The organism is Streptomyces sp. NPDC031497, from assembly GCF_055580905.1.
In genome coordinates, this window is sequence record NZ_JBVIKO010000027.1 from 13,617 (window position 1) to 29,392 (window position 15,776).

Sequence of the window (15,776 nt, forward strand, 5' to 3'; positions counted from 1 at the left end):
TCGGGCAACCGTTTCCCTTTGACGTACGTCAAGTTGAGCGAGAGGAAAGGTGGGTACCCCACCCTGGGGCGCACGCCTGACCCGTCATCGGGATGCCCGGCCATACCGATGGCGTACAAAGTCCCACCGCCCGGTTGCCCCACCCTTTCGTACCCCCCATAGACTGAACTTCCAGCACAGGTGGCTACACGCTCGAAAGGCGCCCCCGTGTCCATCGGCAGCAACTCCCCTGAAGACGAGCGTCCGTTCCCAGACGTGTCCGAGGAAAACCGCCCCTCCGTAGGCCGAGCCCTCAAGCAGGCCCGCATCGCCGCCGGGCTGACCGTCGACGAGATCAGCGGGAGCACCCGGGTCCGCATCGCCATCGTGCATGCCATCGAGGCCGACGACTTCGCCCCCTGTGGCGGCGACGTCTACGCCCGCGGGCACATCAGGACCCTGGCCAAGGCCGTCGGCCTCGACCCCGAGCCGCTGCTGGCGCAGTTCGCGGCCGAGCACGGTGGTGGGCGGCCCGCGCCGACGCCCGCCGCGCCCCTGTTCGAGGCGGAACGTATCCGCCCCGAGCGCCGAGGACCCAACTGGACGGCGGCCATGGTCGCCGCCATCGTCGTGGTGATCGGTTTCGTCGGCTTCACCGCCTTCAAGGGCGGCGACGGCGACGACGCCAAGCAGTCGGTCGCCGGCGGAGCCGCCCCGACGACCAGCAAGCCGGCCTCGCCGACCCCCAAGGAAAGCAAGCCCGACAAGACCCCCGAGCCCTCCGACAGCGCGATCGCCGCCGCGCCCCAGGACAAGGTCACCGTCCAGGTCAGCGCGGTGAACGGACGCAGCTGGATCTCGGCCAAGGACCACAACGGCCGGATGCTGTTCGACGGGCTGCTGAAGAAGGGCGACTCCAAGACCTTCCAGGACAGCTCCAAGATCAACCTGATCCTCGGTGACGCCGGAGCCATCCAGCTCTTCGTCAACGGCAAGAAGATCGAGGACCAGTTCCGGCCCGGGGCCGTGGAGCGTCTCACGTACACCAAGGGCGACCCGGAAGTCGGATAAACGTTCGGAACGAACACGTACCCAAGGGGTTGGCCATGATCGGCCAGCCCCTTCGACGTGGGCTGTCGGTGAGACGAAGTAGTCTTGAGCCCATGCCTGAACGCCGTACCGTCGCACTAGTCACTCTCGGCTGCGCCCGTAACGAGGTGGACTCGGAGGAGCTCGCAGGCCGTTTGGAGGCGGACGGCTGGCAGCTCGTCGAGGACGCCCAGGACGCGGATGTCGCCGTGGTCAACACCTGTGGATTCGTCGAGGCCGCCAAGAAGGACTCCGTCGACGCCCTCCTCGAGGCCAACGATCTCAAGGGTCACGGCAGAACCCAGGCCGTCGTGGCGGTGGGCTGCATGGCCGAGCGGTACGGCAAGGAACTCGCCCAGGCGCTGCCCGAGGCCGACGGCGTCCTCGGCTTCGACGACTACGCCGACATCTCCGACCGGCTCCAGACCATCCTCAACGGCGGCATCCACGCCTCGCACACCCCGCGCGACCGGCGCAAGCTGCTGCCCATCAGCCCGGCCGAGCGGCAGGACTCGGCCGCGTCGGTGGCACTGCCCGGGCACGGCCCGTCCGACCTCCCGGAAGGCCTGGCGCCCGCCTCCGGCCCCCGCGCGCCCCTGCGCCGCCGGCTGGACGGCGCCCCGGTCGCCTCGGTCAAGCTCGCGTCCGGCTGCGACCGGCGCTGCTCCTTCTGCGCCATCCCCTCCTTCCGCGGCTCCTTCATCTCACGCCGCCCCAGCGACGTGCTGAACGAGACCCGCTGGCTGGCCGAACAGGGCGTGAAGGAGATCATGCTGGTCTCCGAGAACAACACCTCCTACGGCAAGGACCTGGGCGACATCCGCCTCCTGGAGTCGCTGCTGCCGGAGCTGGCCGAGGTCGACGGCATCGAGCGGGTGCGCGTCAGCTACCTCCAGCCGGCCGAGATGCGCCCCGGCCTGATCGACGTCCTGACCTCCACACCGAACGTCGTCCCGTACTTCGACCTGTCCTTCCAGCACTCCGCCCCGGGCGTCCTGCGGGCCATGCGCCGCTTCGGCGACACCGACCGCTTCCTGGAACTGCTCGACACCATCCGGACCAAGGCACCGCAGGCCGGCGTCCGCTCCAACTTCATCGTCGGCTTCCCCGGGGAGTCCGAGTCCGACCTGGCCGAGCTGGAGCGCTTCCTGAACGGCGCGCGGCTCGACGCGATCGGCGTCTTCGGGTACTCCGACGAGGAGGGCACCGAGGCGGCGACGTACGAGAACAAGCTCGACGAGGACGTCGTCGCCGAGCGTCTGGCCCGGGTCTCCCGGCTCGCCGAGGAACTCGTCTCGCAGCGGGCCGAGGAGCGCGTCGGCGAGGCCGTGCACGTCCTCGTGGAGTCGGTGGACGAGGAGGACGGCGTCTACGGCCGGGCGGCCCACCAGGCGCCGGAGACGGACGGGCAGGTGCTGCTCACGAGCGGTGAAGGGCTGCGCGTCGGCCGTATCGTCGAGGCGAAGGTGGTCGGTACGGAGGGCGTCGACCTGGTGGCCGAGCCGCTCCAGGGCGGGCCCGAGTGGAGTGAGGAGGCCGGCAGATGACCGGAGTCCCGGCGTCCGCCGCGGGCGGCTCCTCCGGCGCACAGGGCGCCGTCCCGGGCTCCGCCACCACCTCCGGCGCCGCTCCGGATCTCTCCGGTCCGCAGAACACCGGTCCGCAGAACACCGGTACGGAGGACTCCGGTGCCGGGAACGTCGGTGGCGGAAGTGCTGGTGCCGGGAACGTCGGCGGCGAGAGCGCTGGTGTCGGGAACGTCGGTGCCGAGAGTGCCGGTGCCGGGAGTGCTGGGGCCGGGAACGCCGGCGTCGGGGGCATCGGGGCCGCGGGTTCCGGTTCCGGTGACGGGGAGAGGAACGCGCGCGGTGGGAGGAAGATCGCCGCTGCCGCCGTCAACCAGGCCAGCCTGTGGAACGTCGCCAATCTGCTGACCATGCTCCGACTGGTCCTGGTCCCCGGCTTCGTCGCCCTGATGCTGGCCGGCGGCGGATACGACCCGGCCTGGCGCTCGCTCGCCTGGGCCGCCTTCGCCATCGCCATGATCACCGACCTCTTCGACGGGCATCTGGCGCGCACCTACAACCTGGTCACCGACTTCGGGAAGATCGCCGACCCCATCGCCGACAAGGCGATCATGGGGGCGGCGCTGATCTGTCTCTCCTCGCTCGGCGATCTGCCCTGGTGGGTGACGGTCGTGATCCTCGGCCGGGAACTCGGGATCACCCTGCTGCGTTTCCTGGTCATCCGCTACGGCGTGATCCCGGCCAGCCGCGGCGGCAAGCTCAAGACCCTCACCCAGGGCGTGGCCGTGGGGATGTACGTACTGGCACTGACGGGGTGGCTGGCGACCCTGAGGTTCTGGGTGATGGCCGCGGCCGTCGTGCTGACGGTCGTGACGGGTCTCGACTATGTGAGACAGGCCATTGTGCTGCGGCGGCAGGGAATCGCCGAGCGCGCAGCGGCGTTGGAGGAGACGGAAGCGTGAATTCCACGGCCGCCGAACTGGTGCGACTACTGACGGTGAGGGGTCAGACCCTGGCTGTCGCCGAGTCGCTGACCGGCGGCCTGGTGGCGGCGGAGATCACAGCGGTCCCCGGGGCGTCCAAGGCGTTCCGGGGTTCGGTCACCGCCTACGCCACCCAGCTCAAGCAGGACGTGCTGGGTGTCGACGCCACCCTGCTGGCCCAGCGCGGCGCGGTGGATCCGCAGGTCGCGGCTCAGATGGCGGCCGGAGTACGGAAGGCGCTGGGCGCCGACTGGGGCCTCGCGACCACCGGAGTCGCCGGCCCCGAGCCCCAGGACGGCCGCCCGGTCGGCACGGTCTTCGTGGCCGTCGACGGCCCTTCCGGCGCCGGTTCCGGTTCTGCCGCTGGCGGAAAAGTGGAGGCCCTGCGGTTGAACGGCGACCGTGCGGAAATTCGTAGAGAGAGTGTACGGAGCGTACTCGCACTGCTTCTGAGGGAGCTTGCGAGCGAACAGACCGGGAATGAGCGGACACAGGATACGGAACAGAACGGGGGGTTTTGATGTTTGCAGCCCTGAGTGAACACGACATCGCTCCCCGCACGGCCGCGGCGCAAGGCGGTACGGTGGGGCGTGAAGGATGCGGCTACGCGGTCCGAGGAGGGAGCCACCGATGATTCTGCTCCGTCGCCTGCTGGGTGACGTGCTGCGTCGGCAGCGCCAGCGCCAGGGCCGTACTCTGCGCGAAGTCTCCTCGTCCGCCCGAGTCTCACTCGGCTATCTCTCCGAGGTGGAGCGGGGGCAGAAGGAGGCTTCCTCTGAGCTGCTCTCCGCCATCTGCGACGCGCTGGACGTACGGATGTCCGAGCTCATGCGAGAAGTGAGCGACGAACTCGCCCTCGCCGAGCTGGCTCAGTCCGCTCAGGCCACCGAGTCCGTGCCCACGTCGGTTCGCCCGATGCTGGGAAGCGTCTCGGTGACCGGTGTGCCACCGGAACGGGTGACCATCAAGGCGCCCGCCGAGGCAGTGGACGTGGTCGCCGCGTGACGCCTGTGCGGGCGTAGCCCGACGCGGCGCCGACCCGGCGTCGAAGAAGTGTGCGAGGCCCCGGCCGGGGCTTCTCCAGGCAGACCTGGGGAGGCGCGGCCGGGGCCTTCGCATACCTGCCGGCGGTGTGCGTCCATTTGCCGGTGTCCGGTGGTGCGGTCATGGTGGAGGGACCGACAGGGGGCGAAACGACCGGAGAGACGCATGTACGTCGTGAAGAGCCCGCTGTCCGACGCGGACCTGAAGACCGTGGCCGAGGCACTCCAGGGTGCCCTCGTCGACCTCGTGGACCTGGCACTCATCGCCAAGCAGATCCACTGGAACGTGGTCGGCCCCCGCTTCCGGACCGTCCACCTCCAGCTCGACGAGGTCGTCGGCACGGCCCGGACGCACTCCGACACGGTCGCCGAGCGGGCCTCGGCGTTGGGCGTCTCACCGGACGGACGCGCGGCCACGGTGGCCGCCGACAGCGGCATCGCCACCGCCCCCGGGGGCTGGGTCAAGGACTCGGACGCGGTGGGTGCCCTGGTGGACGCGCTGGGCGCGGTGATCACCCGGATGCGGGGGCGGGTCAGGGCCACCGCGGAGCCGGATCCGGTTTCCCAGGACATCTTCATCGGGATCACGGCGGATCTGGAGAAACATCACTGGATGTTCCAGGCGGAGAACGCGTAGCCGTGGCCGACGCCGGCCGACGGCCGTTGCATCGGTGAGCCCTCGGTGCGCCTCCCCGGTGGACCGGGCGGCGTTCTAGCGTCCGGCTGGAGGTGGCGGCCATGGTGGGACGGATAGCGCGCTGGGGAGTTGCCCTGGGATTCGCGGCGGTGTGGTGGTGGGCGGTGCTGCGGATCACCTTCGCCGACGGTGCCGGGGCCCTGGAGGGGGCCGTGGTCGCCGGAGGATGGGGACTGAGCCTGCTGCCCGTGCACTGCGTGCCGCGGACCCGCGCGGCGGGGGCCATGGGCCCAGGGCGGTGGCGGGCCGCCTGGCGGACACCGGGCGCTACCAGGGCATCGCGACCCCTCCGTTCGGGCGCAGGATCTGGCCCGTCGTGAACGAGGAGGCGTCGGACGCCAGATACAGCACGGCGTGTGCGACGTCCGCCGCCTCGCCGACCCGGCCCAGCGGCGACATCCGGGCCATCCACGCCTCCGTCTGCCGCTGCTCCTCGCCGTCGTCGCGCTCGGTCATGGGGGTGCGGGTCCAGCCCGGGGCGACCGCGTTGACGCGGATGCCGTGCCGGCCGACCTCGTTGGCGAGCGTCTTGGTCAGCTGGACCACGGCGGCCTTGGCCGCGCCGTAGCAGAGCAGGCCGGGGCCGCCGGTGTCGATCGCACCGGAGGCCATGGTGATGATGCTGCCCCCGTTCCGCCGGTCGAGCATCAGGCGTGCCGCCTCCTGGCAGGAGTGCAGGACGCCTTTGAAGTTGACGTCCAGCACCCGGTCGAGGTCCTCGTCGCGGGTCTCCAGCACCGGGCTGCGGTGCATGATCCCGGCGATCGCCGCCATGACGTCCAGCCGCTCGCAGGACCGGACGGCCTGCTCGAGCTGCGCCCGGTCGGTGACATCGACGGTGTGGGTGTGGGCGGTGCCGCCGGCGTCCTTGATCAGGGTGGCCGTCTCGTGCAGGCCTTCCGCGCTCCTGTCGGCACAGTGCACGGTCGCGCCCGCCTCGGCGAGCAGCACGGCGGAGGCCCGGCCGATACCGCCGGCGGCCCCCGTGACGAATGCGGTGCGTCCGGTGAGGTCGTACGCCTTGAGGGACATGAGGGGACGGTACGAGCGTTTCTGACGGGGCGTCAATTGGTCGGGCGGGGGCGGCTTCTCGGGGCGTGTCGAGAGCTGGGGGCGGGGCCGGTCTGGCAGGCGGGGCACCAGTAGGTGGGACGCTCACGGGAGCCGTCGCCCTGGTCGGCCACCCGGATCGGGGTGTGGCAGCGCAGACAGGGGCGGGGCGCGCGGCCGTAGACGAACAGGTCCTGGTCGCGCAGGCCCGTGGTCCGGCGGACCGGGCGGTCGCGGTTGGCCTCCAGGAGGCGCTTGGCGAGATCGGGGAGTTTCGCGGCACGGTCGGCGGGGAGCGCGCCGACCGGGAGCCAGGGAGTCGCGCCGATGAGGAAGCAGAGCTCGCTCTTGTAGATGTTGCCGATGCCGGCGAGGTTGCGCTGGTCGAGCAGGGCCTCGCCGAGCTGGCGGGCCGGGTCGGCGAGCAGGTTGGCGAGGGCGCGCTCGGGGTTCCAGTCGGGGCCCAGCAGGTCGGGGCCGAGGTGGCCCACGGCGCGTTCCTCCTCGCCGGTGCGGAGGAACTCCAGGACCTGGAGACGGTAGCCGACGGCCGTGCGGTCGGCGGCACCGAGAACGGCCCTGATCTGGTGGGCGGGGCCGCCCTTCCAGCGTTCGCCGCTCCCGTAGACCTTCCACGCGCCCTCCATCCGCAGATGCGTGTGCAGGGTCAGGCCGCCCTCGAAGCGGGTGAGCAGGTGCTTGCCGCGCGGAGCGGTGCCGAGGACGGTACGGCCGGTGAGGTCGACGGTGGCGTACTTGGGCACCCGGAAGTCGCTGCGGGTCAGCACCTTGCCCGCGAGCGCCTCGTGCAGGCGCCGTGCGGCCTGCCAGACCGTGTCACCTTCGGGCATGGGTCAAGGGTGACACGGGGGCGTGGAGCGCGCGGTGGGGGCACGGGCGCGGGTGGCGGTGGCGCGTGCGGCGCACGGGGGGTGCGGTGTTCATGTCCTGGCGGATCACGCCCGCAGGCGCAGACCGCGCGGGGTCGCGATGAAGCCCGCTGCTTCCAGCAGGGTGCCCAGGGGCGAGGTCAGGGCCGTGGCGCCGTTGACGCGCTCCACCGTCACCGTGCCGAGAGTGCCGGCGCGGGCGGCGGCCGCGAGGGCCTCGGCTGCCGTCCGCAGGCGGGGGTCGTCGCCGGCGTCCGTGTCCGGGGCGGACGGCCAGGCCAGCAGGGTCTTGCCGCCGCGCTCCATGTAGAGGGTCAGCTCGCCGTCCACCAGGACGACCAGCGAGCCCGCCTTGCGGCCCGGCTTGTGCCCGGCACCGGTCGGCGGCTCGGGCCAGGAGAGGGCCGCGCCATAGGCGTTGGCGGGGTCGGCGGCGGCGAGGACCACGGCTCTGGGGTCGGGGGCGGCGGGGGTGCGGGTGTGGTGGTTGCCGTAGGTGTAGGGGTTCGCGGGACTGCCGCCTCGGGGGCCGCCGTAGCCGGGGGCGGCGAAGGGGTCGGTCGCGGCGACGTCCTTGGGGGAGACGTAGTCGCCGGGGGCGGTGGGGGGTTCGGGGGGCCAGGTGAAGTCGCCGTCCAGAGCGGGGAAGTCGGCCTCGTCGATGGGGCCGAGGGGGATCTCGGTCCCGAAGGCGGCGGAGGTCACTGGGCCGCCGTTTCCGAAGGCCGCGGGAGCCGTTGGGCCGCCGTTTGTGAAGGCGGTGCCCGGCAGTGCCTCGCCGCGGTCGCGGGCGTTGGACACGGCGCGCAGCCGGTCGACCGCGCCGTCCATCGCGAACTGGGCCGCGCCGAGCCCCTCGACGACGTAACCCCGGCGGGCCTGCCCGCTCTCCTCGAACGCCGACAGGATGCGGTACACCGCCGAGAAGCCGCCCTCGACGCCCTCCGCCGCGACCGCTCCCCGGGTGACCACGCCGTGCCGGTCGAGCAGGGTGCGGGCCAGGGCGTGGGCGCGCACGGTGGTGTCCGGCTCGCGCTGCGGGAGCAAGGACCAGCGGCCGGCGACGGTCGGCGGGCCGGTACGGGAGGCGGTGCGGGCGGCGGCCGTCAGGGAGCCGTAGCGGCCGCGCGGGACGGTGCGCTTGGCGCGGTGGGCGGTGGCACCCGCGGTACGGCCCGAGCCCAGCAGGGCGCGCATCGGGGCCAGCGTGTCGTTGGTGAGCCGGCCGGACCAGGCCAGGTCCCAGACGGCGTCGGCCAGTTGGGGGTCGGTGGCGTCCGGGTGGGTGGTGGCGCGGACCTGGTCGGCGATCTGGCGGAAGAACAGGCCGTAGCCACCGGAGAGGGTGTCCAGGACGGACTGATGAAGGGCCGTCAGCTCCAGGGGGTGCGGCGGAGGCAGGAGCAGCGGGGCCGCGTCCGCCAGATACAGCGAGACCCAGCCGTCCTTGCCCGGCAGGGCGCCCGCGCCGGCCCACACGATCTCTCCGGCGGCGGTGAGTTCGTCGAGCATCGAGGGCGTGTAGCCGGCCACCCGGGACGGCAGGACCAGTTTCTCCAGGGCCGACGCCGGCACCGACGCGCCCTGCACCTGCTCGACGGCGCGCACCAGTCCGTCGACGCCGCGCAGCCCGTGCCCCTTGCCGATGTGCTGCCACTGGGGCAGGAACTGGGCGAGCGCGGCCGGTGCCACCGGCTCCAGCTCGTGCCGGAGCGCGGCCAGCGAGCGGCGGCGCAGTCTGCGCAGCACGGCCGCGTCGCACCACTCCTGGCCGATGCCCGCCGGATGGAACTCGCCCTGCACCACCCGGCCGCCCGCGGCGAGCCGCTGCAACGCGCCGTCCGTGACCGCGGCTCCGAGCCCGAACCGGGCCGCCGCCGTGGCCGACGTGAACGGGCCGTGGGTGCGCGCGTACCGGGCGAGGAGGTCGCCGAGCGGGTCCTTCACCGGCTCGGTGAACGCCTCGGGGACACCGACCGGCAGGGCCGTGCCGAGCGCGTCGCGCAGCCGGCCCGCGTCCTCGATCGCCGCCCAGTGGCCGGCGCCGGCGATCCGGACCCTGATCGCCCGGCGGGCACCGGCCAGCTCCTCGGCCCACCGCGGCTCGGCGCCCCGCTCGGCCAACTCGGCGTCCGTGAGCGGCCCGAGCAACCGCAGCACGTCGGCGACGCCTTCCGGGTCCTTGATCCGGCGGTCCTCGGTGAGCCACTGGAGTTCACGCTCCAGCTCGGTCAGCACATCCGCGTCGAGCAGTTCGCGCAGCTCCGCCTGGCCCAGCAGCTCGGCCAGCAGCCGGGAGTCCAGGGAGAGCGCGGCCGCGCGGCGCTCGGCGAGCGGGGAGTCGCCCTCGTACAGGAACTGGGCGACGTAGCCGAACAGGAGGGACCGGGCGAAGGGGGACGGTTCCGGGGTGGTGACCTCGACCAGGCGGACCTTCCGGGACTCCAGGTCACCCATCAGCTCGACCAGGCCCGGCACGTCGAAGACGTCCTGGAGGCACTCGCGGACCGCCTCCAGGACGATCGGGAAGGACCCGAACTCGCTCGCCACCTGGAGCAGTTGGGCGGCACGCTGACGCTGCTGCCACAGCGGGGTGCGCTTGCCGGGGCTGCGGCGGGGCAGCAGCAGCGCACGGGCCGCGCATTCGCGGAACCGGGCGGCGAACAGGGCCGAGCCGCCGACCTGGTCGGTGACGATCTGGTCGACCTCGCCCTTGTCGAAGGCGACGTCCGCCGCGCCGACGGGCGCCTGCTCGGCGTCGTATTCGGTGCCCGCCTTCGTAGGGGCCTGGTCGAGCAGGTCCAGGCCCATCAGGTCGGCGTCCGGCAGCCGCAGCACGATGCCGTCGTCGGCGTGCATGACCTGGGCGTCCATGCCGTACCGCTCGGACAGCCGGGCGCCGAGCGCCAGCGCCCACGGAGCGTGGACCTGCGCGCCGAACGGGGAGTGGACGACGACCCGCCAGTCGCCCAGTTCGTCGCGGAAGCGCTCCACGACGATCGTCCGGTCGTCGGGGACATGGCCGCAGGCCTCGCGCTGTTCGTCGAGGTACGACAGCACGTTGTCCGCCGCCCAGGCGTCCAGGCCCGCCGCGAGCAGGCGCAGCCGGGCGTCGTCCTTGGCGAGCGAGCCGACCTCGCGCAGGAACGCGCCCACCGCGCGGCCCAGTTCGAGCGGGCGGCCCAACTGGTCGCCCTTCCAGAAGGGCAGGCGGCCCGGCACCCCGGGGGCGGGGGAGACCAGGACGCGATCGCGCGTGATGTCCTCGATGCGCCAGGAGCTGGTGCCCAGGGTGAAGACATCGCCCACCCGGGACTCGTACACCATCTCCTCGTCCAGCTCGCCGACCCGGCCGCCGCCCTTCTTGGGGTCGGCGCCGGCGAGGAAGACACCGAACAGGCCGCGGTCGGGGATCGTGCCGCCGGAGGTGACGGCGAGCCGCTGGGCGCCCGGGCGCCCGGTGACCGTGCCCGTGACCCGGTCCCAGACCACGCGCGGGCGCAGCTCGGCGAAGGCGTCGGACGGATAGCGGCCCGCGAGCATGTCGAGGACCGCGGTGAACGCCGACTCCGGGAGCGAGGCGAAGGGAGCCGCGCGGCGGACCATGGCCAGCAGGTCGTCGAACTGCCAGGTGTCCAGCGAGGTCATCGCGACCAGCTGCTGTGCCAGCACGTCGAGGGGGTTGGCCGGGACCCGCAGGGACTCGATGGAGCCGGTGCGCATCCGCTCCGTGACCACGGCCGCCTGCACCAGGTCGCCCCGGTACTTGGGGAAGACCACGCCGGTGGAGATCGCACCGACCTGGTGTCCCGCGCGGCCGACGCGCTGGAGGCCGGAGGCCACCGAGGGCGGGGACTCGACCTGGACGACCAGGTCCACCGCGCCCATGTCGATGCCCAGTTCCAGGCTGGAGGTGGCCACCACGGCGGGCAGCCGGCCGGCCTTCAGGTCCTCCTCGACCAGGGCCCGCTGCTCCTTGGAGACCGAGCCGTGGTGCGCGCGGGCGATGACCGGCGGGGCGCCCTGGGCCGCGCCCGAGCCGCCCATCAGCTCGGCGGGGGAGTGGTGCTCGTCCAGCGGCTCGCCGGTCACGCGCTCGTACGCGATCTCGTTGAGCCGGTTGCACAGCCGCTCCGCCAGCCGGCGTGAGTTGGCGAAGACGATCGTCGAGCGGTGGGCCTGGACGAGGTCGGCGATCCGCTCCTCCACATGCGGCCAGATCGACGGCCGGTCCCCGCCCTCCTTGGCGTCGGTGGCCGGAGAGCCGCCCAGCTCGCCCATGTCCTCCACGGGTACGACGACGGAGAGGTCGAACTCCTTGCCGGACTCGGGCTGGACGATCTCCACCTTGCGGCGCGGCGAGAGGTAGCGGGCCACCTCGTCGACCGGGCGGACGGTCGCCGACAGGCCGATGCGGCGGGCCGGCTTCGGCAGCAGCTCGTCCAGCCGCTCCAGGGAGAGCGCGAGATGCGCGCCGCGCTTGGTGCCGGCGACCGCGTGCACCTCGTCCAGGATCACCGTCTCGATGCCGGTCAGCGCGTCGCGTGTGGCCGACGTCAGCATCAGGAACAGGGACTCCGGGGTGGTGATCAGGATGTCCGGCGGGCGGGTGGACAGGGCGCGGCGCTCGGCGGGCGGAGTGTCGCCGGAGCGGATGCCGACCCTGACCTCCGGCTCGGGCAGACCGAGGCGCACGGACTCCTGGCGGATGCCGGTCAGCGGACTGCGCAGGTTCCGCTCGACGTCGACCGCGAGGGCCTTGAGCGGAGACACGTACAGCACCCGGCAGCGCTTCCTCGGGTCGGCCGGGGGCGGGGCCGAGGCCAGCTGGTCCAGGGCCGCGAGGAACGCGGCCAGCGTCTTGCCGGAGCCGGTCGGGGCGACCACCAGCACGTCCGAGCCCGCCCCGATGGCCTGCCACGCGCCCGCCTGGGCCGCGGTGGGCGCGGAAAACGCCCCCGTGAACCAGCCGCGGGTCGCGGGGGAGAAGCCGTCGAGGGCTCGGTGCGCGGATTTCGCCATGCGTCCATCCTGCACCCGGCCACTGACAACCGGGCCTGACCTGTGGAGATGCGGGAGGTAGGGGTGGGGGAGAGGACGTGGGGAAGGCCGGACCGGGGTGGCTGCCGAGAGGCCGGGCGGGGGCCGTGACCGAGGAGCGCCGGGACGGGGGTGGCCGCGCCGGCGGCCGGGCGGGAAGCGGGGGCCGAGGCGCGAGGTGAGGGCGGTCGGGTGGGGTGGGGCCGGGCGGTCGACAATGGGCGTATGACGGGATCGGACGAGCGGGCGCGGCACTGGCGGTACGAGGCGCTGCCCGATGTCGATCTGTTGCGCGCCCGGTATGTCCGGAAGACGTTTGTCCGGCACACCCACGAGCACTTCGTGATCGCCGGGATCGTGGACGGGGTCGAGGTCTTCCGGCACCGGGGGTCCGACGTGACCGTCGGCGCCGGGGCGCTCGCGCTCGTCAATCCCGACACCGCGCACACCGGCCGGGCCGCGGTCCCCGAGGGCTGGCGGTACGGGGCGGTCTACCCGTCCCCGGAACTGGTGGCGGCGATCGCCGCGGAGACGACCGCGATCCGGGGCACCCCCGGCTTCGTCAGCCCGATGCTCGACGATCCGTACTGCGTCGCCCTGGTGCACCGGGTGCTGCGCGCCGCCGACGAGGGCAACGCGCTCGCCGCCGACACCCTGCTGCGGGTGGTGGTGACCCGGCTGCTGCGGTCGAACGGCGGCCCGCTGCCGCAGCGGCAGGTCCGCACCGCCGGCGCGCGGCTCGCCGCACGCGCGCGTGCCGTGCTGGAGGAGCGGATGGCCGAGCCGCCGACGCTGGAACGGCTCGCCACCGACCTCGGCACCAGTCCCTTCGCGCTGCTGCGGGCGTTCCGTGACGCCTACGGCATGCCCCCGCACACCTGGCTGACCGACGCCCGGGTGCGCCGCGCCCGGCTGCTGCTGGACGCGGGCACGGCACCCGCCGAGGCGGCCGTCGTCGTCGGCTTCACCGACCAGCCGCACCTCAACCGGCACTTCGCCCGGATCGTCGGCGTCCCGCCGGGCGCCTACCAGCGCGAGCGCGGTCCCGGTGCGCGTCCGGGCGGGCGCAGGAACGTACAAGGCGGCCGCAAGAACGTACAAGACGGCCGGGACGGCGGTACGTAGCGTCCTGGGCGTGGCACAGCAGACAGCACTCGCAGACATACGCGGCGAAGGCGAGCCGAAACCGGACTCCGCCGTCGTCCGGGACGCCCTCGGGGTCGGCGTCGCCGTGGGACTCTCCGGGTTCGCCTTCGGGGTGACCTCGGCCGGCAGCGGGCTCGGCCTGCTCCAGACCTGCGTACTCAGCCTCCTGGTGTTCACCGGCGCCTCCCAGTTCGCCCTGGTCGGGGCACTCGCGGCGGGCGGCAACCCGCTCACCGCGGCGGCCGGCGCCTTCTTCCTGGGCGTACGCAACGCGTTCTACGGGCTGCGTCTGTCGCAGCTGCTGGCCCTCCCGCGCGCGCTACGGCCGCTGGCCGCCCAGTGGGTGATCGACGAGACCACGGCGGTGACGCTCGCCCAGCCGACGCGGCGCGCCGCGCGGATCGGCTTCACCGTCACCGGACTCAGCCTGTACGTGCTGTGGAACCTCACCACCCTGTTCGGCGCGCTCGGCGCCAAGGCCGTCGGCGACACCGGCGCCTGGGGCCTGGACGCGGCCGGACCCGCCGTCTTCCTGGCACTGCTCGCCCCCATGCTGAAGACCACGACCGACCGCGCGGTCGCCGCGCTCGCGGTACTGCTGGGGCTCGGCCTGCTGCCCGTGCTGCCCGCCGGGGTGCCGGTCCTGGTGGCCGCGCTGGCGGCACCGGCCGCCCTGTACGTCTCCGGCCGCCGGTCCGGCCGTACCCGCGACGACACTTCCGAGGAGACCCGTTGAACACCTGGATCGCGATCGCCGCGACCGTCCTCGGCTGCTACGCCGTCAAGCTCGCCGGGCTGCTGGTGCCCGCGGGCGTCCTGGAGCGGCCGCTGGTGCGGCGGCTGGCCGCCCTGCTGCCGGTGGCCCTGCTCGCCGCCCTCACCGCCCAGCAGACGTTCGCCGACGGACACACGCTCGTGCTGGACGCCCGGGCCGCGGGGCTCGGGGCGGCCGCCCTGGCGCTGGTGCTGCGCGCGCCCTTCCTGGTCGTCGTCGCCGCGGCCGTGCTGGTGACGGCGGGGGTACGGGCCGTCGCGGGCTGAGCGGGGGCTGCGGCGGCCGAGAGATGGGTCACCCCGCGAAGTGGCCGTACGCCTTGAGGGTGCGCAGCGCCTCGATCGTCACCATCGGGCGGGCCTCCAGGGCGGTGGTCGGCGCCCACTGGAGCCAGCCGATCGGCCAGCCGCCGTCCTCCTGCTGCTCGGCGGCGAGGTGGTCCAGCGAGCGGGCCATCTCCTCGTCGGTGAACCACGCGCGCGCGAGCGAGTGCGGGGCCTTCGCGAAGTCGTGCGGGAAGTGGTGCTCGCCGGGGGCGTAGCCGGGCGCCACCGGGTACGCGTCCAGCTGCTCCGGGTCCAGCGCGGCCAGCCGGTGCTCGCGCACCAGGCGGCCCAGCCGGTCGGCGGCCGCCTCCGCCCGGGCGCGGTCGGGTACCGCGTCCAGGAACGCGACGGCGGCCTCGACCTCGTAGGGATGCGTCTTCTCCAGCGACTCCACGGCCTCCCAGCAGAAGTCGGTGGCCCGGAACAGCCAGGCGTGCCACACCTCGTTGCGGTGCAGCAGCCCCACCACAGGGCCGGTGGCGAGCAGCTCGCTGGGCGGGTCGTCGGTGATCGGGATGAACGGGGCGGCCGGATAGCCGCGCTGGCTCGGGTGGATCGCCGGCAGCGCCCCGTCCGCGGTGGAGACGGACGTCAGATAGCGGCACACCCGCTCCACCCGCTGCCCGCCGCAGCGCCCGACGGCGTCCAGGACGGACAGCGCGTGCCCGGTGTGCAGCGGCTGGCTCACCGGACCGCGCAGATCGGGCTCCAGCGCATGGCCGTACCCGCCGTCCTCGTTGCGGTAGGCGTCCAGCGCCGTCTCCACCGGATCGGGGCTGCCGTTCAGGAAGTGGTACGCGAAGAGTCGCTGCTCCAGCACGCGCGCGGTGAGCCACATGAACTGTTCGGCGCGGAAGAGCGGGGAGTGCGCCGGGGGCGTAGGGGGGAGTGGGGAAGCTCCGGTTTCGGCCATGCGTCAGACCGTAGGACGGAAAGCGGTCTCGGTAGGCGGTCCCGGGCAGGGCCCACTCTCAGGGGCGGGATACTGGTGTCATGCGGTTGACGGTCTTCTGGCAGCGGATGGCGGAACATTTCGGTTCCGGGTACGCCGACACCTTCGCGCGCGATCATGTGATGACGGAGCTCGGCGGACTCACGGTGCACGAGGCGCTGGCAACCGGCTGGGAGGCCAAGGAAGTGTGGCGTGTGGTCTGCACGGTCATGAACGTTCCAGGAGAGAAGCGCTGAGCGTGCACAAAGATCGGATACGGGCCACGCGTTGTCAGTGGCGT

General features: G+C 73.0%; 14 protein-coding genes. 10 read left to right on the top strand and 4 right to left on the bottom strand.

Annotated elements, in window-relative coordinates; genetic code table 11:
• Positions 1–207: 207 nt before the first annotated feature.
• The 6 genes from ACZ5K7_RS38785 (at position 208) to ACZ5K7_RS38810 (ending at position 5,257) form a co-directional block, all read left to right on the top strand.
• Positions 208–1,050: a helix-turn-helix domain-containing protein gene (locus ACZ5K7_RS38785; protein ID WP_351709898.1), complete on the top strand. Its 843-nt coding sequence runs from the start codon at positions 208–210 to the stop codon at positions 1,048–1,050.
• 92 nt (positions 1,051–1,142) lie between these two features.
• Positions 1,143–2,615 carry a 30S ribosomal protein S12 methylthiotransferase RimO gene (rimO, locus tag ACZ5K7_RS38790; protein WP_468921469.1) on the top strand — a complete coding sequence of 491 codons (1,473 nt, stop codon included), beginning with the start codon at positions 1,143–1,145 and terminating at the stop codon, positions 2,613–2,615.
• Positions 2,612–3,556, top strand: coding sequence for a CDP-diacylglycerol--glycerol-3-phosphate 3-phosphatidyltransferase (gene pgsA / locus ACZ5K7_RS38795; protein WP_468921472.1), 945 nt, complete (start codon positions 2,612–2,614; stop codon positions 3,554–3,556). Before rimO ends, pgsA begins: the two co-directional genes overlap by 4 nt.
• Positions 3,553–4,098 carry a CinA family protein gene (locus tag ACZ5K7_RS38800; RefSeq protein WP_468921475.1) on the top strand — a complete coding sequence of 182 codons (546 nt, stop codon included), beginning with the start codon at positions 3,553–3,555 and terminating at the stop codon, positions 4,096–4,098. The genes pgsA and ACZ5K7_RS38800 overlap by 4 nt, the downstream gene beginning before the upstream one ends.
• 109 nt (positions 4,099–4,207) lie before the next feature.
• Positions 4,208–4,582, top strand: coding sequence for a helix-turn-helix domain-containing protein (locus ACZ5K7_RS38805; protein WP_351709886.1), 375 nt, complete (start codon positions 4,208–4,210; stop codon positions 4,580–4,582).
• Between the two features lie 204 nt (positions 4,583–4,786).
• A complete protein-coding gene (locus tag ACZ5K7_RS38810; protein WP_351709883.1) occupies positions 4,787–5,257 on the top strand; it encodes a Dps family protein in 471 nt (156 codons plus the stop codon).
• Positions 5,258–5,584: 327 nt separating this feature from the next.
• On the opposite strand, the gene ACZ5K7_RS38815 is transcribed toward ACZ5K7_RS38810, so the two are convergent.
• The 3 genes from ACZ5K7_RS38815 to ACZ5K7_RS38825 form a co-directional block, all read right to left on the bottom strand.
• Positions 5,585–6,349 (bottom strand): SDR family NAD(P)-dependent oxidoreductase, encoded by a 765-nt coding sequence (locus ACZ5K7_RS38815; RefSeq protein WP_468921479.1) that lies wholly within the window; start codon positions 6,347–6,349, stop codon positions 5,585–5,587.
• 32 nt (positions 6,350–6,381) lie between these two features.
• Entirely contained in the window at positions 6,382–7,218 is an 837-nt protein-coding gene (locus ACZ5K7_RS38820) for an Fpg/Nei family DNA glycosylase (protein WP_468921482.1), read from the bottom strand.
• A 105-nt stretch (positions 7,219–7,323) separates the two neighbouring features.
• Positions 7,324–12,279 carry an ATP-dependent helicase gene (locus tag ACZ5K7_RS38825; RefSeq protein ID WP_468921484.1) on the bottom strand — a complete coding sequence of 1,652 codons (4,956 nt, stop codon included), beginning with the start codon at positions 12,277–12,279 and terminating at the stop codon, positions 7,324–7,326.
• A 243-nt stretch (positions 12,280–12,522) separates the two neighbouring features.
• Between ACZ5K7_RS38825 and ACZ5K7_RS38830 the strand changes: the two genes are divergently transcribed.
• Genes ACZ5K7_RS38830 through ACZ5K7_RS38840 form a run of 3 tightly spaced genes read left to right on the top strand, consistent with a single transcriptional unit; the run spans position 12,523 to position 14,484 of the window.
• On the top strand, positions 12,523–13,422 hold the full coding sequence (locus tag ACZ5K7_RS38830; RefSeq protein WP_468921487.1) for a helix-turn-helix transcriptional regulator: 900 nt from the start codon (positions 12,523–12,525) through the stop codon (positions 13,420–13,422).
• Positions 13,423–13,432: 10 nt separating this feature from the next.
• Positions 13,433–14,179, top strand: coding sequence for an AzlC family ABC transporter permease (locus ACZ5K7_RS38835; protein ID WP_468921489.1), 747 nt, complete (start codon positions 13,433–13,435; stop codon positions 14,177–14,179).
• Positions 14,176–14,484: an AzlD domain-containing protein gene (locus ACZ5K7_RS38840; RefSeq protein ID WP_351709862.1), complete on the top strand. Its 309-nt coding sequence runs from the start codon at positions 14,176–14,178 to the stop codon at positions 14,482–14,484. The genes ACZ5K7_RS38835 and ACZ5K7_RS38840 overlap by 4 nt, the downstream gene beginning before the upstream one ends.
• A 28-nt stretch (positions 14,485–14,512) precedes the next feature.
• On the opposite strand, the gene ACZ5K7_RS38845 is transcribed toward ACZ5K7_RS38840, so the two are convergent.
• Entirely contained in the window at positions 14,513–15,457 is a 945-nt protein-coding gene (locus tag ACZ5K7_RS38845) for a hypothetical protein (RefSeq protein ID WP_468921492.1), read from the bottom strand.
• Between the two features lie 80 nt (positions 15,458–15,537).
• Here ACZ5K7_RS38845 and ACZ5K7_RS38850 point away from each other — a divergent pair, with 80 nt between their 5' ends.
• Positions 15,538–15,732 carry a DUF3046 domain-containing protein gene (locus ACZ5K7_RS38850; protein ID WP_351709856.1) on the top strand — a complete coding sequence of 65 codons (195 nt, stop codon included), beginning with the start codon at positions 15,538–15,540 and terminating at the stop codon, positions 15,730–15,732.
• The last annotated feature ends 44 nt before the right edge of the window (positions 15,733–15,776 follow it).